Annotated in this window: 21 protein-coding genes; 4 read left to right on the forward strand and 17 right to left on the reverse strand. The window is 63.2% G+C overall.

The window, feature by feature from the left end:
- Positions 1-14: 14 nt before the first annotated feature.
- The 7 genes from kduD to uxaC all read right to left on the reverse strand — a co-directional run bounded on the left by kduD (position 15) and on the right by uxaC (position 6,775).
- Positions 15-779, reverse strand: coding sequence for a 2-dehydro-3-deoxy-D-gluconate 5-dehydrogenase KduD (kduD, locus tag NKH73_RS04125; RefSeq protein ID WP_352928370.1), 765 nt, complete (start codon positions 777-779; stop codon positions 15-17).
- Entirely contained in the window at positions 776-1,633 is an 858-nt protein-coding gene (gene kduI / locus NKH73_RS04130; protein WP_352928372.1) for a 5-dehydro-4-deoxy-D-glucuronate isomerase, read from the reverse strand. The genes kduD and kduI overlap by 4 nt, the downstream gene beginning before the upstream one ends.
- A gap of 14 nt (positions 1,634-1,647) precedes the next feature.
- Entirely contained in the window at positions 1,648-2,424 is a 777-nt protein-coding gene (locus NKH73_RS04135) for a FadR/GntR family transcriptional regulator (RefSeq protein WP_352928374.1), read from the reverse strand.
- Between the two features lie 9 nt (positions 2,425-2,433).
- Positions 2,434-3,714 (reverse strand): TRAP transporter large permease, encoded by a 1,281-nt coding sequence (locus tag NKH73_RS04140; protein ID WP_352928376.1) that lies wholly within the window; start codon positions 3,712-3,714, stop codon positions 2,434-2,436.
- Positions 3,715-3,718: 4 nt separating this feature from the next.
- Positions 3,719-4,249, reverse strand: coding sequence for a TRAP transporter small permease (locus NKH73_RS04145; RefSeq protein ID WP_352928773.1), 531 nt, complete (start codon positions 4,247-4,249; stop codon positions 3,719-3,721).
- Between the two features lie 101 nt (positions 4,250-4,350).
- Positions 4,351-5,328, reverse strand: coding sequence for a TRAP transporter substrate-binding protein (locus NKH73_RS04150; RefSeq protein ID WP_352928378.1), 978 nt, complete (start codon positions 5,326-5,328; stop codon positions 4,351-4,353).
- Between the two features lie 37 nt (positions 5,329-5,365).
- On the reverse strand, positions 5,366-6,775 hold the full coding sequence (uxaC, locus tag NKH73_RS04155; protein WP_352928775.1) for a glucuronate isomerase: 1,410 nt from the start codon (positions 6,773-6,775) through the stop codon (positions 5,366-5,368).
- A 162-nt stretch (positions 6,776-6,937) separates the two neighbouring features.
- Here uxaC and NKH73_RS04160 point away from each other — a divergent pair, with 162 nt between their 5' ends.
- Complete coding sequence (locus tag NKH73_RS04160) at positions 6,938-8,416, forward strand: mannitol dehydrogenase family protein (protein WP_352928379.1); 1,479 nt, start codon at positions 6,938-6,940, stop codon at positions 8,414-8,416.
- 303 nt (positions 8,417-8,719) lie between these two features.
- On the opposite strand, the gene NKH73_RS04165 is transcribed toward NKH73_RS04160, so the two are convergent.
- The 7 genes from NKH73_RS04165 to NKH73_RS04195 form a co-directional block, all read right to left on the reverse strand.
- Complete coding sequence (locus tag NKH73_RS04165; protein ID WP_352928380.1) at positions 8,720-9,127, reverse strand: F0F1 ATP synthase subunit epsilon; 408 nt, start codon at positions 9,125-9,127, stop codon at positions 8,720-8,722.
- 101 nt (positions 9,128-9,228) lie between these two features.
- The gene (atpD, locus tag NKH73_RS04170) at positions 9,229-10,797 is read right to left on the reverse strand and encodes a F0F1 ATP synthase subunit beta (RefSeq protein ID WP_352928381.1); all 1,569 of its coding nucleotides are present in this window, start codon (positions 10,795-10,797) and stop codon (positions 9,229-9,231) included.
- A gap of 73 nt (positions 10,798-10,870) precedes the next feature.
- A complete protein-coding gene (locus NKH73_RS04175) occupies positions 10,871-11,755 on the reverse strand; it encodes a F0F1 ATP synthase subunit gamma (protein ID WP_352928383.1) in 885 nt (294 codons plus the stop codon).
- A 33-nt stretch (positions 11,756-11,788) separates the two neighbouring features.
- On the reverse strand, positions 11,789-13,318 hold the full coding sequence (atpA, locus tag NKH73_RS04180) for a F0F1 ATP synthase subunit alpha (protein WP_127206280.1): 1,530 nt from the start codon (positions 13,316-13,318) through the stop codon (positions 11,789-11,791).
- Positions 13,318-13,878, reverse strand: a complete 561-nt coding sequence (locus tag NKH73_RS04185; protein ID WP_352928385.1) for a F0F1 ATP synthase subunit delta — start codon at positions 13,876-13,878, stop codon at positions 13,318-13,320. The genes atpA and NKH73_RS04185 overlap by 1 nt, the downstream gene beginning before the upstream one ends.
- 235 nt (positions 13,879-14,113) lie before the next feature.
- Positions 14,114-14,509: an AGROH133_08824 family phage infection protein gene (locus NKH73_RS04190; protein WP_352928386.1), complete on the reverse strand. Its 396-nt coding sequence runs from the start codon at positions 14,507-14,509 to the stop codon at positions 14,114-14,116.
- A gap of 97 nt (positions 14,510-14,606) precedes the next feature.
- Entirely contained in the window at positions 14,607-14,801 is a 195-nt protein-coding gene (locus tag NKH73_RS04195; RefSeq protein WP_502893881.1) for a hypothetical protein, read from the reverse strand.
- Between the two features lie 64 nt (positions 14,802-14,865).
- On the opposite strand from NKH73_RS04195, the gene NKH73_RS04200 reads away from it, so the two are divergent.
- Complete coding sequence (locus tag NKH73_RS04200) at positions 14,866-15,108, forward strand: type II toxin-antitoxin system Phd/YefM family antitoxin (RefSeq protein ID WP_352928388.1); 243 nt, start codon at positions 14,866-14,868, stop codon at positions 15,106-15,108.
- Positions 15,105-15,560, forward strand: coding sequence for a type II toxin-antitoxin system VapC family toxin (locus NKH73_RS04205; RefSeq protein WP_352928389.1), 456 nt, complete (start codon positions 15,105-15,107; stop codon positions 15,558-15,560). The genes NKH73_RS04200 and NKH73_RS04205 overlap by 4 nt, the downstream gene beginning before the upstream one ends.
- A gap of 14 nt (positions 15,561-15,574) precedes the next feature.
- Here NKH73_RS04205 and NKH73_RS04210 read toward each other — a convergent pair whose 3' ends face one another.
- Positions 15,575-17,758: a primosomal protein N' gene (locus tag NKH73_RS04210; protein WP_352928391.1), complete on the reverse strand. Its 2,184-nt coding sequence runs from the start codon at positions 17,756-17,758 to the stop codon at positions 15,575-15,577.
- A gap of 90 nt (positions 17,759-17,848) precedes the next feature.
- Here NKH73_RS04210 and fsa point away from each other — a divergent pair, with 90 nt between their 5' ends.
- Positions 17,849-18,502 carry a fructose-6-phosphate aldolase gene (fsa, locus tag NKH73_RS04215; protein WP_352928393.1) on the forward strand — a complete coding sequence of 218 codons (654 nt, stop codon included), beginning with the start codon at positions 17,849-17,851 and terminating at the stop codon, positions 18,500-18,502.
- Positions 18,503-18,607: 105 nt separating this feature from the next.
- Here the strand turns inward: fsa and NKH73_RS04220 are convergent, their stop codons facing one another.
- Together NKH73_RS04220 and leuS are read right to left on the reverse strand one after the other, a co-directional pair.
- Positions 18,608-19,195 carry an LPS assembly lipoprotein LptE gene (locus NKH73_RS04220; protein WP_352928394.1) on the reverse strand — a complete coding sequence of 196 codons (588 nt, stop codon included), beginning with the start codon at positions 19,193-19,195 and terminating at the stop codon, positions 18,608-18,610.
- Positions 19,182-21,872 carry a leucine--tRNA ligase gene (leuS, locus tag NKH73_RS04225; protein ID WP_352928396.1) on the reverse strand — a complete coding sequence of 897 codons (2,691 nt, stop codon included), beginning with the start codon at positions 21,870-21,872 and terminating at the stop codon, positions 19,182-19,184. Before leuS ends, NKH73_RS04220 begins: the two co-directional genes overlap by 14 nt.
- Between the last annotated feature and the right edge of the window lie 100 nt (positions 21,873-21,972).

Genomic DNA, 21,972 nt, shown 5'->3' on the forward strand with positions numbered 1-21,972 from the left:
TCCTCATCGCTTTCTCATCGCGCCAGCCAGCCACCATCCACCGGCATCACGGCGCCATGCATGTAGTTGGACGCCGGCGCCAGCAGGAAGACGGCCGCGTCGCCGATGTCTTCCGGCTCGCCCCAGCGCCCGGCCGGAATGCGCGCCAGAATGGCCGCGCTGCGGTCCGGATCGGCACGCAGCGCCTCGGTGTTGTTGGTCTCGATATAACCGGGCGCAATGCCGTTGACGTTGATGCCGTTCGGTGCCCATTCGCAGGCGAGCAGCCGCGTGATGCCGAGCACGCCGTGTTTCGAGGCGGTGTAGGAGGCGACGCGGATGCCGCCCTGGAAGCTCAGCACCGATGCGATGTTGACGATCTTGCCCTTGCGTCCGCCGGCAAGCACGCGTCTGGCGAAGCTCTGGCTGAGAAAAAAGACGGTCTTCAGATTGACGTCCATGACCTCGTCCCAATCGGCCTCGGCCAATTCGACCGCATCGGCGCGCCGGATGATGCCGGCATTGTTGACCAGGCCGTCGAGCGGCCCGGTTTCGTCCCAGATGCGATCGAGCATCGCCTGGGCAGCAGCATGGTCGCCAAGGTCACAGCGCACCGCCTCGAAGTTTCCGCCCGCCGCCGCGAGTTTTTCGGCCGTCTCGTCCATCGCCGAACGGCCGACGCCGACCACCGCACCGCCGGCGCGGGCGATGGACAGGGCGATGCCCTGGCCGATGCCGGTGTTGGCGCCGGTCACGAGGATGCGCTTGCCCGCCAGGCTGAAGGCGGAAAGGCCGCTCACCGCAGCTCGTCCATCGTTACCGGATCGACATCGGTATAGTCGACATTGTCGCCGGCCATCGCCCAGATGAAGGCATAGTTGGAGGTGCCGGCACCCGAATGGATCGACCATCCCGGCGAGAGCACCCCTTCTTCATTGCGTATGACGAGATGGCGCGTTTCATCCGGCTCGCCCATGAAATGAAACACGCGCGCCGCATCGGCCAAGTCGAAATAGAGGTAGGCCTCCATGCGCCGGTCATGCACGTGGCACGGCATGGTGTTCCAGACCGAGCCTGAAGCGAGCTGGGTCATGCCGACGACGAGCTGGCAGGTTTTGACGCCGTCGGCATGGATGAACTGGAAGATCGAACGCTCGTTGCAGGTCGCCTGGCTGCCGAGATCGAGCCGCTTGGCATCGCCGATCCGGATCAGCTGGCTGGGATGGCTCTGATGCGCCGGCGCACTGAGCAGATAGAACTTGGCCGGCTCGGCCGGATTGATCGAGGCGAACGACACCTCATTGGCGCCCATGCCGAGATACAGCATGTCGCGCGGCTGCAGCTCATAGGACTGACCATCGGCCTTCACGGTGCCGGCGCCGCCGATGTTGACGGCAATCATTTCGCGGCGATCGAGAAAGTTCTTGGTCCCGGTCGGTTTGATCGCCTGCAGCGGCAGCGGGGTGCCCGCGGGCATGGCGCCGCCGACGATCATGCGGTCGTAATGCGTGTAGGTCAGGCCGATGCGGCCGAGCTGGAACAGACCTTCGATCAGGAAATTATGACGAAGCTCGTCCGTCCCCATCGCCGCGGCGGTAACAGGGTCTATGGCGAAGCGCGAGGTGAAGTCCGTGTGATTGTGAGTGTGATTCATTTCTGCCTCATTGGTCATTCGGTTGCCGCGGCCTTGACCGACTCGGCATAAAAACTCTGGCGTGCGTGCAGGCGCTCACGATAGCGCTGCTGGCTTGCGGTGAGATGCGAGCGCATGGCTTCGCGCGCGGACTCCGCGTCACCTGACGTAATGGCATTCAGGATCACCAGATGCTCGCCTTGCAGCCCCCGCTGGTAGGCGTCGGATTGGGCGAGTTCGGTGGACCAGGGTGAAGTCACGTCGCACGGAATGGCCCGCCGGCCGAGCACGTCGAGCATCTCGACATAGAACGGGTTGTTGGTGGCGCTGGCGATCGCGCGATGGAAGGCAAGGTCGGCTGGGCCCGTCGGCTCGCTGTTCAAGAGCAATCGCTCGAACTCGAAGAACGCCTCCTGGATCGCCGCTTCCTGCGCGGCATTGCGACGGATGGCGGCGAGCCCGGCGGATTCGATCTCGATCGCCAGGCGCACCTCGAGCACGTTGAGCGCGATCGAATCTTTGGCACCCATATCCGCGGCCAGCGCGCCGAACATCGTCGAGATATGCTCGGTGACGAAGACGCCAGCGCCCTGGCGCGGCTCGACCAGGCCGTCGGCGGCGAGCTTCGCCAGCGCTTCGCGGACGACGGTGCGGCTGACCCCGAAGGTTTCGGTCAGCTGACCCTCGGTCGGCAGCTTCTGTCCCGGCTGGATCTCGCCCGCATGCAACTGCTTTCGAAGCGCCGCAATCACGGTTTCTGAAAGCTTGGGCTTGCGTTCGACCTTCAGGCTGATCGCCGTATCCGATGCCATTGCCAACCCCTATTTGAAGACGCTCGGCAGCCATAGCGAGATGGCCGGAATGTAAGTGACGAGCCCCAGCACCACGAGGCCTGCCCCATAGAATGGCCAGATCGAGCGCATGGCTTCCCAGACCGATATCTTGCCCACTGCGCACGCCACAAACTGCACGGCGCCCACCGGCGGCGTGTTCAGTCCGATGCCGAAATTGAGGATCATAATGACGCCGAAATGCACCGGATCGACGCCGTAAGCCTGCGCCACGGGCAGGAAGATCGGGGTGCAGATGATGATCGTCGGCCCCATGTCCATGAACGTGCCGAGGAACAGCATCAAGATGTTGAGCAGGAGAAGCACGACCAGCGGATCCTCCGAGATCGCGTTCATCGAGGCTATGATCGATGCCGGCACTTTCAGGAAGGCCATCAGCCACGAGAACGCCGCCGCCATGCCGATGATGAGCAGCACCATGGCGGTGGTGCGAACGGCGCCATGGGTGGCATGAACGAAACCTTCCCAAGTCATCTGCCGGTAAACCAGGACAGTAACCAGCAACGCATAGATGACGGCGATGCAGGAACTCTCGGTGGCCGTGAAGACGCCCGATCGCACGCCGCCGAAGATGATCGCGATCAGCAGCAGGCCGGGCACCGCGACGGCGAAGAGATTCGCGACGGCGGCGAAACCCGGAAACGGCTCGGTCGGATAGCCGCGCGAGCGCGCCACGAAATAGGCGGTGACCATCAGGGCCAGGGCCAACAGCAGGCCTGGGATGATGCCGGCCGTGAACAGGTCGGCGATGGAGATCTTTCCGCCTGCCGAGATCGAGTAGATGATCATGTTGTGCGACGGCGGCAGCAGCAGCGCGATCAGCGCCGCCATCGAGGTGACGTTGACGGCGTAATCCGCGCCATATCCACGCGCCTTCATCTGCGGGATCATCAAGCCGCCGACCGCCGCAGCCTCCGCCACCGCGGAGCCCGAAATGCCGCCGAACAGTGTAGCCGTTGCGATGTTGACCTGCCCGAGACCGCCACGCATGTGGCCAACGAGCGAGCCGGCGAAGGCGACGATCTTGCTGGCGATGCCGCCGCGCACCATCAAGTCGCCGGCGTAGATGAAAAACGGAATGGCCAGCAGCGAAAAGACGCTCATGCCGGAATTCAGGCGCTGGAAAACGATGAGCGGCGGCAGGCCCATATAGAGGACGGTGGCAAAGCTTGCGACGCCGAGGCAGAAGGCGATCGGCGTGCCGATGAGCATCAGAACGGTGAAGACGCCGAAGAGTATCCAGAGTTCCATGGCGTCAGACCTTCACATCAGCTGTGTCGAGTTCGGCTGCGACTTCCGCCGGCGGCAGTTCGTCAAGTGCATCGTCGATCGGCGCACCGGACAGGCGAAGCACGATGCGCTCCAGCGTGAAGAGCACGATGAGCGCGCCGCCCGCCACAAGCGGGACGTAGTCCCAACCTCCCGATATGCCGAGCGACGGCAAGGTGGCGCCCCAGGTCAAGGCGACCAGCTGGCTGCCATACCAGATCATGCCGATACCGAAGGCGAGCGCGACGAGGTCCGAGATCATCCTCAGCCAACGCTTGCCGCCTTTCGGCAGCACGTAGAGCAGGACGTCGAAGCCGAGGTGATAGTTCTCGCGCACTCCGACGGCGGCACCGAGGAAAATGAACCAGCTCATCAGCATCACCGAACCCTGCTCGGTCCAGCTCGGCGAGCGGTTCAGGACGTAGCGGCCGAACACCTGCCAGGCGACGAAGGCGGTCATCAGTACCAGCCCGACGCCGGCAATCCACAGCGCCGCCGTGCTGACCCGCGACATCATGCGCGCGACGCCGGACAGGAGCGGTCTTTGTTCTGGGCTGGAGGCCACCGGTTTTCTCCGCAAGAGGAAAGGCGGCGCGGAATGCCCGCGCCGCCGCTAGATCACTGCACGGCCTTGATGGCCTCGACCATCGCCTTCAGCTTGTCGTCCTTGACGTGCTTCTCGTAGACCGGACCCATCGCGTCGATGAAGGGCTGCTTGTCCGGCGTCGTGATCTGCGAACCGGCTGCCTCCACCTTGGCGCGCGATTCCTTGACCTTGGCGGCCCACAGCTCACGCTGCTTGGCGACGCTTTCCTTGGCGGCCGTCTTGAAGATCGCCTGATCTTCCGGCGTCAGCTTGTCCCAGCTCGACTTCGCCATGACGAAGGCTTCCGGCACCATCGTGTGCTCGTCGAGCGAATAGAACTTGGCGACTTCCGCATGCTTGGCGGTGTCGTAGCTCGGAAAATTGTTCTCCGCGCCGTCGATGACCCCGGTCTCGATCGCCGAATACACCTCGCCATACGGCATCGGCGTCGCGTTGGCGCCGAGAGCCGCCACCATGTCGACGAAGATGTCGGACTGGATGACGCGAAACTTCATTCCGGCCAGATCGGCTACAGAGTTGATCGGCTTCTTCGAATTGTAGAAGGAGCGCGCGCCACCATCATAAAAGGCGAGCAGCACCAGCCCGACCTGTTCGAACGCCGCCGCGATCTGGTCGCCGACCGCACCGTCCATGACCTTGTGCATATGGTCTTCCGTACGGAAGATATAGGGCAGCGAAGGCACGGTGGTTTCGGGGATGAGCCCGTTGAATGGCGCCATCGAGACGCGGTTGAGGTCGATCACGCCGGAGCGCACCTGCTCGATCGTGTCCTTTTCCTCGCCGAGCTGCGCGGAATGATAGAGCTCGACCGTATAGCGGCCGGCCGTCCGCTCCTTTACAAGTTCGCCGAAATATTTGACTGCCTCGACCGTCGGATAGCCGTCCGGGTGCGTGTCGGACGAGCGCAGAACCGTCTGAGCGCTTGCCGTTCCGGCCATCAGTGCGGCGGCAAGCAGCGTAGCTCCCGCCAGTCTGGAAAAATGCAGCATTGGTTTCCTCCCGTTTGAACGATGGCGGCAAGCGCCGTTAGAGCCGGTACGCCTTTTTTGCCAGCGTATAGGCCAGATCCTGCGCCAGCTCGTGCGCCTCGTCCTCGCGGAGCCGATGCTCGGCGACGAGACGCGCAAGAAAGGCGCAATCGACCCGACGCGCCACATCGTGGCGAGCCGGGATGGATGGAAAAGCGCGGGTGTCGTCGTTGAAGCCGACGGTGTTGTAGAAGCCGGCGGTCTCGGTCGTCATCTCGCGGAACCGGCGCATGCCCTCCGGGCTGTCGTGGAACCACCAGGCCGGCCCGAGCTTCAGCGCCGGGTAGACGCCGGCGAGCGGCGCCAGCTCGCGCGCGTAGCTGGTCTCGTCGAGCGTGAAGACGATGACGGTAAGGTCGCGCTCCAGGCCGACGCAGTCGAGCAGCGGCTTCAGCGCCGTTACATAGTCGGTTCTGGTTGGGATATCGAAGCCCTTGTCCCTGCCGAACCTCTGAAACATAGCCGGCGAATGGTTGCGCCAGGAGCCGGGATGGATTTGCAGGACGAGTCCGTCGTCGCGGCTCATCTTGGCCATCTCGGTCAGCATCTGGGCGCGAAACAGTTTTCGCTCGCGCTCGTCGTCCGAGCCTCGGCGGATACGGCTGAACAGCTCCTGCGCTGCGGCATCCGACAGATTGGCGGTTTCCGCCGTCGGATGGCCGTGATCCGACGCGGTCGCGCCGAAACTCTTGAAGAAGGCCCTTCTCTGGCGATGAGCATCGAGATAGCCGGCCCAGCTGCCGGTGTCGCAGCCGGTGATTGCTCCGAGCTGGTCGAGATTGGCCGAAAACCCTTCAAAATCGGGATCGACGACCGCGTCTGGCCGATAGGCGGTGACGACGCGTCCCTCCCAGCCGCTGTCGCGGATCATCTGGTGCCATCTGAGATCGTCGAGTGCGCCTTCTGTCGTCGCGATGACCTCGATGTTGAAGCGCTCGAACAGCGCTCGCGGGCGAAAATTCTCCCGCTGCAGCAAGGTTGAGATCGTGTCGTAATGGCGGTCGGCGGTTGCGGCCGTCAGCGGCTCTTCGATGCCGAACAGGTGCGCAAGCACATGGTCGAGCCACAGCCGCGTCGGCGTGCCGCGGAACAGATAATAGTGCTCGGCGAAGCGCCGCCAGATCGTCCTGCCGTCGGTCTCCACCGGTGCGCCGTCGAGCGTTGACACGCCGAGGTCCTCGAGGCGCACGCCCTGGCTGAACAGCATGCGGAATATGTAATGGTCCGGCACAACAAGCAATTGCGCCGGATCGGCAAATGCCTCGTTGAGCGCATACCAGCGCGGATCGGTGTGACCATGCGGGCTGACGATCGGCAGGTCCTTCACCCCGGCGTAAAGATCGCGGGCAAGCGAACGCGGACGCGTCTCCGATGGAAACAGCAAATCCGGATCGGTCAGTACGGCCACCATCAATCCTCCCAATGCGGCAATCGGTAGGATTGGAAAGAAATAATGTCAACATACAAAAATCGGATTGTTATATGATGACTTGATCGCAGTGACCCATTGTGCGGGAGGGAAACGGATGTTACGCCGCTGCCAACCATGCTCCCGGACGACCACCGCACCATGACCAACAGACGCCTTTCGAACAACACGCTGCAGGCATTGCCGGCTTGGGTCGCAATCCCTGGATACGATCGCGACCAGATCGTGCCGGGCATCGTCCATCTCGGCGTCGGCGCGTTCCACCGCGCCCATCAGGCAGCCTATATCGACGACTGCCTGATGGCAGGAGAGACGGATTGGGGCATTGTCGGCGTCTCGCTGCGCAGCGCCGATACAAGCGACGCGCTGGGGCCGCAGGACGGGCTCTACTCGCTGGCGATCAGGAGCAGCGGCAGCGAAAGCCTGCGCGTCGTCGGCTCTATCCTGTCGATGCTGGTGGCCCCGCAGGATCCGGGCGCGGTGCTGGCCGCGCTGACTGATCCGCGCACACGCATCGTCACGCTGACGATCACCGAAAAGGCCTATCTCAGGTCGGCGGGTGGCGGACTGGACACAGCCCATCCCGATATCGTCCACGATTTGGCCAACCCTCAAATGCCGCGAACGGCGCACGGTTTCCTCGTCGAATCGCTTTCGCGCCGCCGCGCCGCCGGTGTCCAGCCATTTACCGTGCTCTGCTGCGACAATCTCCCGGCCAATGGCGCCACGCTGCACCGGCTGCTGGTCGAGTTCGCCGCTTTGCGCAACACCGATCTCGCCCGCCATATCGCCGACGAGGTGGCGTTTCCGTCGAGCATGGTCGATCGCATCGTGCCGGCGACCACCGGTGCCGACCGGGCGCGGATATCAGGCCAGCTCGGCGTCGAGGACGCCTGGCCTGTCATGACCGAGCCGTTCTGCCAATGGGTGGTCGAAGACGATTTTCCGGCGGGCAGGCCGGCCTGGGAAAAGTTCGGCGTCACCATGGTCAGCGACGTCGGGCCGTTCGAGGACATGAAGCTGCGCCTGCTCAACGGCTCGCACTCGGCCATAGCCTATCTCGGCCTGCTCAGCGGCCATGAGACGGTCGACCGCGCCTTCGCCGATCCGGCGATCCGGCAATTCGTCGACAGATTGTGGGCCGAGGCTATCCCCACGCTGCCGCAAGATGTCGGGCTCGATACGGCCGACTACACGGCCCAGCTTGCCGAGCGCTTTTCGAACAGCGCGCTTGCCCACCGGACGGCGCAGATCGCCAATGACGGCAGTCAGAAACTGCCGCAGCGCATCGTCGCCTCCGCCATGGAACGGCTGAGCGGCGGCGCCCTGCCCGCGCATCTCATGCTGGTGGTGGCCGCCTGGATCGCCGCCTGCGAGGCGCGCGGCAATGCCTTGCCGGAAAACCATTTCACCGATCCGCTCGATGCGGCGCTGGCCGCGCTCGACACCCGGCGCCAGTCGGCTAAGGACGCCGCAATGGCGGTGTTCGATCTGGCCGGCTTCGCCAGGGGCGGTGCCGAGCGCCTGACGCTGGTCGACCTCGCGGCCGCCCATCTCGGGCGCCTGCGGCAAGGCGGAGTGGCCGCTGCTTTCACGGCGCTGGGCATTGGGAGCGAATGATTAGGGCGTAGCGGGCGATCCAGAACTTTGACGTCGGCGGGACAGCGCCCCCCTCTGTCCTGCCGGACATCTCCCCCACAGGTGGGGAGATTGGCTGTCACTGCGGCTTTCGCCAATTTCTAACGTTTCAGGAACGGGTAGTGCGCCGAAGCTGCCAATTTCCCCCTTGTGGGGGAGATGTCCGGCAGGACAGAGGGGGGCGCGAAGGATCGCGACGAACGGCCTCTATTCTGCGCCGTCGCACTCTTGGCTGACGTCGTAGCATCAATCCCGGGGCTACGCTTCGCCCTGGGTGCACCTGCCTTATGCCGGCAATATCGCCCCTTCGAGCGTTGTGAGCTGACTAAGGAACTGCTCGGCCTTGGTACGAGTCTGATCGTCCTTGGCGTCGGCGGCGTCTTCCCTGGCTTCCTGAATGCGGCGGGCAAGGTCGGCGCGGTCGATGTCGCCGACGGCGACCGCCGATTCTGCGAGCAACGTGCAGCCAGCCGGAACGATGTCGGCAAAACCGCCGAACACGACGTAACGCTCCTCCTTGCCGGCCACGGTCTTCACCGTGACGACGCCCGGCTTGATCGTGGTCATGACCGGCGCGTGATGCGCCATGACAGTCATTTCGCCTTCGGCGCCCGGAATGACGACGGATTCGACCTGCTCGGAAACCAGCAGGCGCTCCGGCGAGACCAGTTCGAATTGGAAAGCTTCAGCCATGATCAATTTAGCGAGTAGGGAATAGCGAGTAGCGAATAGTCCAAGAACTTCGCCTGCTCACATCGCCCCCATTCGCTACTCCCTATTCGCTATTCGCTTCTTTACGCCGCTTCAGCCGCCAGGCGCTGTGCCTTCTCGACCGCTTCCTCGATGCCGCCGACCATGTAGAAGGCGGCTTCCGGCAGATGGTCGTAGTCGCCGTTGCAGAGGCCCTTGAAGCCCTTGATGGTGTCGGCGAGATCGACCAGCTTGCCCGGCGCGCCGGTGAACACTTCGGCGACGAAGAAGGGCTGCGACAGGAAGCGCTCGATCTTGCGGGCGCGGGCGACCGTCTGCTTGTCCTCTTCCGACAACTCGTCCATGCCCAGGATGGCGATGATGTCCTGCAGCGACTTGTAGCGCTGAAGGATCGACTGCACCTGGCGGGCGACCTGGTAGTGCTCTTCGCCGACGACCATCGGATCGAGCATGCGCGAGGTCGAATCGAGCGGATCGACGGCCGGATAGATGCCCTTTTCCGAAATCGCGCGGTTGAGCACGGTCGTCGCGTCGAGGTGGGCGAACGAGGTCGCCGGCGCCGGGTCGGTCAGATCGTCGGCCGGCACGTAGATCGCCTGCACCGAGGTGATCGAGCCCTTGGTCGTCGTCGTGATGCGCTCCTGCAGCGCGCCCATGTCGGTGGCCAACGTCGGCTGGTAGCCCACGGCCGAAGGAATGCGGCCGAGCAGCGCCGACACTTCGGAACCGGCCTGCGTGAAGCGGAAGATGTTGTCGACGAAGAACAGCACATCCTGGCCCTGGTCGCGGAAATATTCGGCGACCGTCAGGCCGGTCAGGCCGACGCGGGCGCGCGCACCCGGCGGCTCGTTCATCTGGCCATAGACGAGCGCCGCCTTGGATCCTTCGCCGCCGCCCTTCTTGTTGACGCCGGACTCGATGAACTCGTGATAGAGGTCGTTGCCTTCGCGGGTACGCTCGCCGACGCCGGCGAACACCGAGAAGCCGCCATGCGCCTTGGCGACGTTGTTGATCAGTTCCTGGATCAGCACCGTCTTGCCGACGCCGGCGCCGCCGAACAGGCCGATCTTGCCGCCGCGGGCATAGGGTGCCAGCAGGTCGAGAACCTTGATGCCGGTGACCAGGATCTGCGCTTCCGTCGACTGCTCGACATAGGTCGGAGCCGGCTGGTGGATGGAGCGCATCTCGATGCCGTCGACCGGGCCTGCCTCGTCGACCGGCTCGCCGATGACGTTGATGATGCGGCCGAGCATGCCCGGGCCGACCGGCACGGTGATCGGCGCGCCTGTGTCATAGACGTCCTGGCCGCGAACCAGGCCTTCGGTCGAGTCCATGGCGATGCAGCGCACCGTGTTCTCGCCGAGATGCTGGGCCACCTCAAGCACGAGGCGATTGCCGACATTGGACGTTTCCAGCGCGTTCAGGATCGCCGGCAGATGTTCGCCGAACTGCACGTCGACAACGGCGCCGATGACCTGGCGAACCTTGCCGGCCAAGCCAGTCTTCTTGATGGCAACGGTCGGTGCCTTCGCCGCAACAGCCTTGGCAGGTGCTGCCGCCTTCTTGGCCGGAGCGGCCTTTGCTGCCGCTGCCGGAGCTTTTGCCGGTGCTGCCGCCTTCGCGGCGGTCTTCGGGGTCGCTGCTTTCGCCATCGTCTTTACCCTTTTCGTCTCTTTGTTTCTCACGCGATCCGCCTGAAGGTCGCTGACCTTCGTGGGAGCGCGCCTAGAGCGCCTCGGCGCCCGAAATGATTTCGATCAATTCCTTGGTGATCTGCGCCTGCCGCTGGCGGTTATAGGTGATCGACAATTTGTTGATCATGTCGCCGGCGTTGCGCGTCGCATTGTCCATGGCGCTCATCTTTGCGCCCATCTCGCCGGCCGCGTTTTCCAGCAGCGCACGGAAAACCTGCACGGAGATGTTGCGCGGGATGAGGTCGGAGAGGATTTCGCCCGGCTCCGGCTCGTATTCATAGACGGCATTGCCGCCGTTGGTCGTCTCGGTAGCAGCGGAAGGCACCCCTGCCGGGATGATCTGCTGCGCCGTCGGAACCTGGCTGATCACCGACTTGAACTGCGAATAAAACAGCGTGCAGATGTCGAAGCCGCCCTCGTTGAAGAGCTGGATGACTTTCTTGGCAATGGCATCGGCATTGACGAAGCCCAGCGTCTTCACCTCGCGCAGGTCGACGCGCTCGATGATCAGCTCTGCGTAGTCGCGGCGCAGGATGTCGAACCCTTTTTTGCCGACGCAGATGATCTTGACCTTCTTGCCGTTGGCCAAAAGCTTGCGGATGTGGTCGCGGGCAAAGCGTGCGATCTGCGAATTGAAGCCGCCGCACAGACCACGCTCGGCAGTGCAGACGAGGAGCAGATGCACGTCGTCCTTGCCGGTGCCGGTCATCAGCGCCGGGGCTTCGCCGCCGCCGCCGATCGCCTGGGTGATGTTGGCCAGCACCGCACCCATGCGCTCCGAATAGGGGCGCGCCGCTTCCGCCGCCTCCTGCGCGCGACGCAGCTTCGCCGCGGCGACCATCTGCATCGCCTTGGTGATCTTCTGCGTCGCCTTGACCGAGGCGATACGGTTACGAAGGTCTTTTAGTGAAGGCATGCTTCAAACCTGATCCCGTCCGTCCGGCTTCGTTCAAGCGAAGGTCTTGGCGAAGGTGTCGATCTCCGCCTTCAGCTTGGCGCGTAGATCGTCCGACAGCGCCTTCTCCTTGCGGATGCCGTCGAGCACCTCCTTGCCGGCCGAGCGCATGTGGCTGAGCAAGCCATGCTCGAACTTGCTGACCTGGTCGATCGCCAGCTTGTCGAGATAGCCATTGACGCCGGCGAAGATCACCGCGACCTGTTCCTCGACCTTGAGCGGCGAGAATTGCGGCTGCTTCAGGAGTTCGGTCAGGCGCGCACCGCGGTTGAGCAGGCGCTGCGTGGCGGCGTCGAGGTCGGAGCCGAACTGGGCAAAGGCCGCCATTTCGCGGTACTGCGCGAGTTCGCCCTTGATCGAGCCGGCGACCTGCTTCATCGCCTTGATCTGCGCCGAAGAGCCGACGCGCGACACCGACAGGCCGACATTGACCGCCGGGCGGACGCCCTGGAAGAACAGATTGGTTTCCAGGAAGATCTGGCCGTCGGTGATCGAGATGACGTTGGTCGGGATGTAGGCCGACACGTCGTTGGCCTGGGTCTCGATGATCGGCAACGCCGTCAGCGAGCCGCCGCCATTGTCGTCATTGAGCTTGGCGGCCCGCTCCAGAAGGCGCGAGTGCAGGTAGAAGACGTCGCCCGGATAGGCTTCGCGGCCCGGCGGGCGGCGCAGCAGCAGCGACATCTGGCGATAGGCGACAGCCTGCTTCGACAGATCGTCGTAGCTGATCAGTGCATGCATGCCGTTGTCGCGGAAATATTCGCCCATCGTGCAGGCGGTGAACGGGGCCAGGAACTGCATCGGCGCCGGATCGGAAGCGGTGGCGGCGACGATGATCGAATAGTCGAGCGCGCCGCGCTCTTCGAGAACTTTCACGAACTGCGCGACGGTCGAGCGCTTCTGGCCGACGGCCACGTAGACGCAGTAGAGCTTTTCCTTCTCCGGCCCGTGGTCGTGCACCGATTTCTGGTTGAGCATCGTGTCGAGGATGATCGCGGTCTTGCCGGTCTGGCGATCGCCGATCACCAGCTCGCGCTGGCCGCGGCCGACCGGGATCAGCGCGTCGATGGCCTTGAGGCCGGTCGACATCGGCTCGTTCACCGATTTGCGCGGAATGATGCCGGGCGCCTTGACGTCGACGCGCTTGCGTTCGGTCGCCTGGATCGGCCCCTTGCCGTCGATCGGATTGCCGAGCGCGTCGACGACGCGGCCGAGCAGGCCCATGCCGACAGGCGTATCGACGATGGCGCCGGTGCGCTTGACGATGTCGCCTTCCTTGATGTCGCGGTCGGCGCCAAAGATGACGACGCCGACATTGTCGGCTTCGAGGTTGAGCGCCATGCCGCGGATGCCGCCGGGGAACTCGACCATCTCGCCGGCCTGGACATTGTCGAGGCCATAGACGCGGGCGATGCCGTCACCGACGGACAGAACCTGGCCGACTTCGGAGACCTCGGCCTCCTTGCCGAAATTCTTGATCTGGTCTTTCAGAATTGCGGAAATTTCCGCGGCGCGGATGTCCATCAGCCGACCTCTTTCAGTGCAAGCTTGAGCGAATTGAGTTTGGTTTTGAGCGACGTATCGATTTGGCGCGAGCCGATCTTGACCACCAGCCCGCCAAGCAGCGACGGATCGACGGTCACGGTGATCGCGACATCCTTGCCGGCAACGCTTTTCAGCGCCGCCTTCAGCTCGGTTTGCTGGGCGCCCGTCAGTGCATGCGCCGAAGTGACTTCAGCGGCGGTCTCGCCACGGTGCTCGGCGGCGATCTGGCGGAACGCCTTGATCATGCCTGGTACCGCGAACAGCCGGCGGTTCTGGGCGACGACGCGCAGGAAATTGCCGGTGAGGCCGGTGATCCCTGCCTTGTCGGCGATCGCAGCAATGGCCTTGGCCTGATCCTCGCTGGAGAACACCGGGCTATTGATCAGGCGCGTAAGGTCGGCACTGCCTTCGAGCATCGCCGCGAAACTGTTGAGGTCGGCCTCGACCTTGGCGACCAAATTCGCCTGGAGCGCGAGTTCGAACAGCGAACCTGCATAGCGCTCTGCGACACCTGAGATTGGCGATGACGATTGGGCCACGGACCGTCTTTTCTCTTATCTGAGGGGCCGCAGATTGTTGGCGCGAGCGAAAACTCTGGCTAAATCTTTGACCTTACTGCATTTTTCCAAGCACGGAGGCGCGGCTTCCGCTATCCCCGGCCGAAAGTCGATTGCCGTCTAGCACAGGCATTTTAAGACCGCAATGCGTCGTCCTGCATGGTTTTCAGGCACTATTGTCGCATCCGGCGGCGGAGTTCAGTCGAAGCCTTTGGATTCAAGACACAAAGCCGAAGGCGAAGGCAAGCGGCAGCGCCGCCAGCACCAGTTCCACCGCGATGGAAACCCAGTTGAAAGGCGTGTTGGCGCCGTCCGACATCATCGACAGCAGCCGGCCGAAGGCGGTGAACAGCCAAGAAAAGCCAAGCGCCATGTAGAGCAGCGGCTGCGCCAGCAGAATGCAACACAGGCTGACGCCGAGATAAAAGCCCGACATCCTGCCGCGCCCTTCGGCGATCGCCGCCACCCTTTCGGGCTTGACCTGCAGCCGCAGGATGCGGAAGGCCAGCTCCGGCGCCAGGAACAGCAGCAGCCCGAACAGCAAGGTCACGACGGCGCTCGACCATGCCAGCCACTCGCCCTGGCTCATCGGCCATGGAAAGGCAAATTCCATCTTGTCCCCCTCGTAAATTGCCGTTTCGAAATTTCGGGCATTCTAGCGGAGGAAAAGCCCGGCGCCAGATGGTGGCCGGCACTTTAGGAAAAGCGCATCAAGAGAGCGCGAATGCTACCGCCGCCTCGGCATGGATGCGCGTCGTATCGAATACCGGAATGTCGAAATCCGGCTGGCCGATCGGCATGGTGATCTCGGTGCAGCCCATGATGATGCCATCGATCTTTTCATCGCGCCTACGGGCGATTTCGTCGATGTAGGCCACCTTTGGTTCGGTCCCAAGGGTTTTCACAGGAACTGTTCCTTTCGCGGTCCAATTCCTATATATGACCACATGAGACCACAAGGAGAACCGCATGAAAACCATGCAGGTTCGGGAGGCAAAGGCAGGGTTCTCAGCGCTCGTCGAGGCTGCGGAGAGCGGCGAGCCCACTATTATCACAAAGCACGGTAAGCCAGCAGCGGCTGTAGTGTCGGTCGAAGACTTGCAAAAGCTATATCCGGTCGCACGTCGAAACTTCGGCGAGTTTCTTCTGACCTATCCAGGGGGGATCGAGCTTGAACGGAACGAGTCACCGTCGCGGGATATCGATCTTTGAGCCGCTATCTTATCGATACTTCCATCTTATCCACGTTCGCGCCCGGCAGGCCGCCGCTTGCGAAAAATGTCGGCACATGGATCGTAGCCCAAGGTGAAAAGCAAGGGCTCTTCATACCGGTCATAGCGATCACGGAAATCGAGAAAGGCATACGCAAGCTCGATCGTGCGGGGGCCACAAAGCACGCGGAGAGTCTCACTGCCTGGCTTAACGACATCATCGAAGGGTTTGCAGATCAAATTCTAGAAGTCGATGCGGACATAGCGCGAAGAGCGGGCAGAATGGAGGAAGCAGCCTCCGCGAAAGGGAAGAATCCTGGCCTCGCGGACATACTAATCGCCGCCACGGCGGCAGCTAACGAGCTTACCGTAATTACGGCAAACGTCAGGCATTTTAAAGCGCTTGGCGTTTGGTGCTGGAATATCCTGCAAGACCCGCCAAGCCCCGACTAAGTCACGCCCCACGCTCACAAAAAGCTCTGCGGATCGATATCGACCTGGACCCTGACCGAGCCCCGTATCTTCGGCCCGTCGGCCAGCATGGCGCGGATGAAGCCTTGCATGTCGGCGCGCCGCTCGCCCTGGATCAGCAGGCGGAAGCGATGACGTCCGCCGAGCAATGACAGCGGCGCTTCGGCCGGTCCGAGCACGAACAGGTCGGCGGCTTCTGGCGCGGCGCGGCGCAGGCCTCTTGCATGGCCCTCGGCTTCCGCCCGCGTCACAGCACTGACGATGACGCCGGCGAGCCGGCCAAAGGGCGGCAGTGCTGCCCGCTCGCGCTCGGCGATCTCGCGCTCGTAAAAAGCCTCGGCATCGCCGGAGACGATCGCCCGCATCACCGGGTGATCGGGCTGGAAGGTCTGCAGCAGGCCGAGGCTCTTCTTGCCGGTTCTTCCGGCGCGGCCGGTCACCTGGCTGAGCAGCTGGAAAGTGCGCTCGGCGGCGCGCGGATCGCCATTGGCCAGGCCGAGATCGGCGTCGACCACGCCGACCAAAGTCATATTGGGAAAGTTGTGGCCCTTGGCGACGAGTTGCGTGCCGATGACGATGTCGGCCTCGCCATTGGCGATGGCTTCGAGCTCCAGCCTCAGCCGCCGCACGCCGCCCATCAGGTCGGACGACAAGACGATGGTGCGGGCGTCGGGGAAATGCGCGACGACCTCCTCGGCGATGCGTTCGACGCCCGGCCCGCAGGCGACCAGATGGTCGAGCGTGCCGCATTCCGGGCAGGCCTCGGGGCGTCGCTCATTATGTCCGCAATGGTGGCAGACGAGTTGGCCGCGAAAGCGATGCTCGACCAGCCAGGCCGAGCAGACCGGGCAGCCGAAGCGGTGGCCGCAGACCCGGCACAGCGTCAGCGGCGCATAGCCGCGCCGATTGAGGAACAGCAGCGATTGTTCCTTTTTCTCCAGCGTCTGCCGCATATGGCCAAGCAGCACCGGCGACAGGAAGCTGCCGCGCGCCGGCGGGGCGCGGCGCATGTCGATCGTCTTCAGATCGGGAAGCGCCGCCTCGGCAAAGCGCGCCGAAAGCACTGCCCTGCTGTAGCGGCCCTGGCTCGCATTGACCCGGCTCTCGACCGATGGCGTCGCCGAGGCGAGCACGACCGGAAAGCCGCCGATATGGCCGCGCACCACCGCCATGTCGCGGGCGTTGTAGAAGATGCGGTCTTCCTGCTTGTAGGCAGGGTCGTGCTCCTCGTCGACGACGATCAGCCCGAGTTCCTGGAACGGCAGGAACAGAGCCGAGCGCGCGCCGGCAACCACGCGCACGCCGCCTTCCGCCACTTGCCGCCAGACACGCTCGCGCATCCTTGGCGGCAGGTCCGAATGCCATTCCGCCGGCTTGGCGCCGAATCGCTCCTGGAAGCGATCGAGGAAGGCGTGGGTCAGCGCGATCTCCGGCAGCAGGATCAGCACTTGGCTACCACGGTCGAGCGCCGCCGCCACCGCCTCGAAATAGACCTCCGTCTTGCCGGACCCGGTCACGCCGTCGAGCAGCGTGACGCCGAATGCGCCGGCCGCGACATTGGCGCGCAGCATGGCGGCCGCATCGCTCTGGTCCGGCATCAGCGAAGGCTGGGCGTAGCTTGGGTCGGGTGCTGCGACCACCGGTCGCGGCGGGATCATGACCGTCTCGAACACGCCTTGCGCCTTCAACCCGTCGATGACGGTCGACGACACGCCGGCCGCATGCGCCAGCCCGGACCGCGTCCAGGCGAGCCCGCCTTCGGCGGTTTCGAGCACGCGCATCCGCGCACCTGTCATCCGGTCGGGGTTGGCGAAGGTGCGTTGCAGCCCTTCGATCCACGGTTCGGGGTCGAAGGCCTCCGGCGCCCGCAGCAGCATGCGCGCCACCATGCCGGGCGGCGACAGCGTGTATTGCGCGATCCAGTCGACGAAGCGGCGCATGGCGCTGTCGATGGGCGGGCAGTCGAAGACCTGCTCGATCGGGCGCAGTTTTTTGGCATCCACCTTTTCGACGGCGCCGTCCCAGACGATGCCGGCAACCTGGCGCGGGCCGAGCGGCACGCGCACGATCGAACCCGGCACCACACGCATGCCGGCGGGCACGGCATAGGTGTAGGGGCGCTCGGCGGGCATCGGCACCAGCACCGGCGCAGCCGCGACATAGGGCGAATCTTCCATCATCAGGCGTGACCTTGCCCCGACTTTGGTCTAGAGCAAAGGCCGACCCCAAATGTGCATGGCATGCACATGAAAATCTTCAGGAGACCCGCCATGAAATTTTTTGTCGACACTGCCGATGTCAAGGAAATCCGTGACCTGAACGATCTGGGGCTGCTCGACGGCGTTACCACCAATCCTTCGCTGATCCTCAAATCCGGCGGCAAGATCGCCGACGTCACCAGGGAGATCTGCGAAATCGTCAAGGGCCCGGTCTCGGCCGAAGTCGTCGCCACCGAATACAAGGACATGATGGCGGAGGCCAAGATCCTGGCCAGGATCGCCGACAATGTCTGCATCAAGGTGCCGCTGACGCTCGACGGCCTGAGAGCCTGTAAGGATATCCGGTCGGACGGCCGCATGGTCAATGTCACGCTCTGCTTCTCGGCGACCCAGGCGCTGCTCGCCGCCAAGGCCGGCGCCTCGTTCATCTCGCCCTTCGTCGGCCGCATCGACGACAGCGGCTGGGACGGCATGGAACTGATCTCGGACATCCGCACCATTTACGACAATTATGATTTCCAGACCGAGATCCTGACCGCTTCGGTGCGCACCGTGAACCATGTCAAGCAAGCCGCACTGATCGGCGCCGACGTCATCACCGCGCCGCCGGCAACGCTGAAGGCGCTGGTCAAGCACCCGCTGACCGACAAGGGCCTGGAGCAGTTCCTCGCCGATTGGGCCAAGACCGGCCAGAAGATCGGCTGAAATCAAGACGCCGCATTCATGAAAAAAGGCCGAGCAATCGGCCTTTTTGTGCGCCAGCAAGCGGCTGTGGGCGAGAACCGGAACGTCTCGATCGAGGCCGGAAAGTTAACCCGCCACCGTCTTGCCGTGCTTGACCAGATCCTGGGCGATCGACAGGCGCAGTAGCTCCGCCAGTTCGCGCGCCGCGCGGTTCTCGGCATCGATCTGCGCCCGATAGGTGGCAAACTCCTGACGGGGCTTGTCGTAGGACGACGCTATCGAGCGCCTGCCGGTCGCAATCCTCGTGCCGGTTTTGGCGTCGGTCAGCACATAATTCGCGGTCAGTGTCACCGTGCCCGCCGTCGGCTCGTCCTCATCGGTCGTGATCTGCACAGTTGCGGCGGACTCAACAATTTCGGAAACGCCGAGGTCGAGCGAATAGGCAGGTGAAGCCGGCTCCCCCGCACCCTGGCCCAACGCGAAGATCAGGTTGTTGCGGACCTGCTGGGCGTAGCGGGTGTTGACCGGCTTGATCGAGATGGACGCGAGTTCGGCGGCAGCGCCAACTTGCGAGCCGGCCGACAGCGGCGCGCTCGAATAGAGCGGGCGCACCGTGCAGGCCGAAACCAGCGCAACCGAAGCGACCAGGCCGCAAAGGGCGATACGGCGCAGCAAATGCGTCACTTCTGTCTTCCCTAAGTCAGGCAACGACATTGACGATCCTCTGCGGGACGATGATCACTTTGCGCGGCGCCTTACCTTCGAGCGCTTTCTGCACGAAGTCGAGAGCCAGAACCGCTTTTTCGACGGCACCTTGGTCCGCGTCGCGGGCAATTGTCAAATCGCCGCGCTTCTTGCCGTTGACCTGGACCGGCAGCACGATCTCGCTGTCGACGACCAGCGCCGGATCATAGACCGGCCACGGCCGTTCGGCGACAAATCCTGTCCCGCCCAAGGTCGACCAGCATTCGTCAGCCAGATGCGGCATCATGGGTGCGATCATGATGACGAGCATTTCCAGTGCCTGACGCAACGCTGGAGCATTTTCCGGGTTCAGACTTCTGCCACCCAAGACATTGTCCCCGCTGAGCTCACTTTTGCTGGCCGTGAAGGCGCCGGCGGGCGCAAGCGCCTGGATAGCATTGACCAATTCATAGAGCCGGGCGATGCCTTTGTTGAAAGCGATCCTCTCGATATCCTCCGCCACCTGCTTGGCGGCACGATGAGCCATACGCGACAGTTCAAGCGCAGGACCGGAAACGCCTTGTGCAGGTGATACCCCTGCCAGCGCGGGCGCTGCCTCCGACACCTGACGCCAGACGCGCTGTACGAAGCGGTGTGCGCCCTCGACGCCAGCTTCCGTCCAAATCACGTCGCGGTCGGGCGGCGAGTCGGACAGCACGAACCAGCGTGCGGTATCAGCGCCGTAGTTTGCCAAGATATCGTCGGGATCGACGACATTCTTCTTCGACTTCGACATTTTCTCGATCGCGCCGATCTCTACCGGCGTGCCGTCGCTGATCAAAGCCGCCTTTCGCTCCCCTTCGACCATGTCAACCCTGACCTCCGCCGGAGTGACATACTGGCCGTTGGCGCCGCTGCCGATACGGTAGGTCTCGTGCACAACCATGCCTTGGGTAAACAGGCCGTCGAACGGCTCTTCGACCACATTGAGATGGCCAGTCGCCTTCATGGCGCGGGTGAAGAAGCGCGAATAGAGCAGGTGCAGGATCGCATGCTCGACACCGCCGATATATTGGTTGACCGGCAGCCAGCCGTTCTTGCCATCGACCGCGGCCATCGTCGTCGGCGCAGCCTCGTTCCACGGGTCTGTGAAACGCGCGAAATACCACGATGAATCGACAAACGTGTCCATCGTATCGGTGTCGCGTCGCGCCGGCTTGCCACATTGCGGACAGTCGACATGCTTCCACGTCGGATGATTGTCTAGCGGATTACCTGGCTTGTCGAAGGACAGGTGATCCGGCAACTCGACCGGCAAATTCTCGGCGCGCACGGGCACGGCGCCGCAATCGTCGCAATAAATCACCGGTATTGGCGCGCCCCAACAACGTTGGCGCGACACCAGCCAATCGCGCAGCCGGAACTGCACCTTGCGCTCAGCCTGCGGCCGATTGCCGATAGCGATGCCTGACAGCCTGGTCGCTACCTCATCGAATGCGGCCTTTGGCGTCATACCATCAAGGAAGCGCGAATTGATCATCACGCCGTCGTCGGTATAGGCCTCCTCAGTGATCTGGAAGGTCGTGGCGTCGGCGCCTTCCGGCATCACTACCGGAATGACCGGCAGCCCGTATTTATTGGCGAAGTCGAGATCGCGCTGATCGCCAGACGGACAGCCGAAGATGGCACCCGTGCCATAGTCCATCAGCACGAAATTCGCGACATAAACCGGCAGCGTCCAGCTCTCGTCAAACGGATGAACGACCCGGATGCCAGTATCAAATCCCTTTTTCTCGGCGGTCTCGATCTCAGCAGTCGCCGTACCACCGCGCTTAATATCCTTGATGAAGGCGGCCAACTCGGAGTTGTCTTCCGCAGCCCTTTTCGCCAGCGGATGATCTGCCGCAATTGCCATGAACGAGGCGCCGAAAATAGTGTCGGGCCGGGTCGTGTAGACCTCAAGCTCGCGCTCGCCGGCGGGCGCCGTAGCGGCAGCCAGCGGCCAGCGTATCAGCAGGCCTTCCGAGCGGCCAATCCAGTTGGCCTGCATCAGCTTGACCTTGTCCGGCCAGCGCTCCAGCGTCGACAGGCCGTCCAGCAATTCCTGCGCCATCGAGGTAATCTTGAAGAACCATTGCGTCAGGTCGCGCTGCTCGACCAGTGCGCCGGATCGCCAGCCGCGCCCATCGATGACCTGTTCATTGGCGAGCACCGTCATATCGACCGGATCCCAATTGACCTTCGCCGATTTGCGCTCGGCCAGCCCGGCCTTCCAAAAATCCAGGAACATCTTCTGCTGGTGCTTGTAGTAGCTCGCATCGCAGGTGGCGAACTCGCGGGCCCAGTCCCAAGACAGACCCATCGACTTCAACTGGCCCTTCATCGTTTTGATATTGGCGTAGGTCCAATCGCGTGGATTAACATTGTTGTCGCGCGCCGCGTTTTCGGCCGGCAGGCCGAAGGCATCCCAGCCGATCGGGTGCAGCACGTTGAAACCCTTGGCCCGCTTGTAGCGCGCCACCACGTCGCCCATCGTATAGTTGCGCACATGGCCGATATGGATGCGCCCCGATGGATAGGGGAACATCTCCAGCATGTAGTATTTCGGGCGCGGGTCGTCGTTGTGCGCTTCAAACAGCTTCTTTTCAGCCCAGGCCTTCTGCCATTTGGGCTCTGATGCGCGCGGATTGTATCGTTCGGTTGCCATTGGATGTTTTTCACTTAAAAGCAGGCGCAAACGGCCGGACAATGCCCGGCGGCTCAGGAAATGTCGTCGCGGTGTTCACCATGGATTGCCGGACCCGTCA

The organism is Mesorhizobium sp. M0938 (assembly GCF_040319125.1).
In the GTDB taxonomy this organism is placed as follows: domain Bacteria; phylum Pseudomonadota; class Alphaproteobacteria; order Rhizobiales; family Rhizobiaceae; genus Mesorhizobium; species Mesorhizobium robiniae.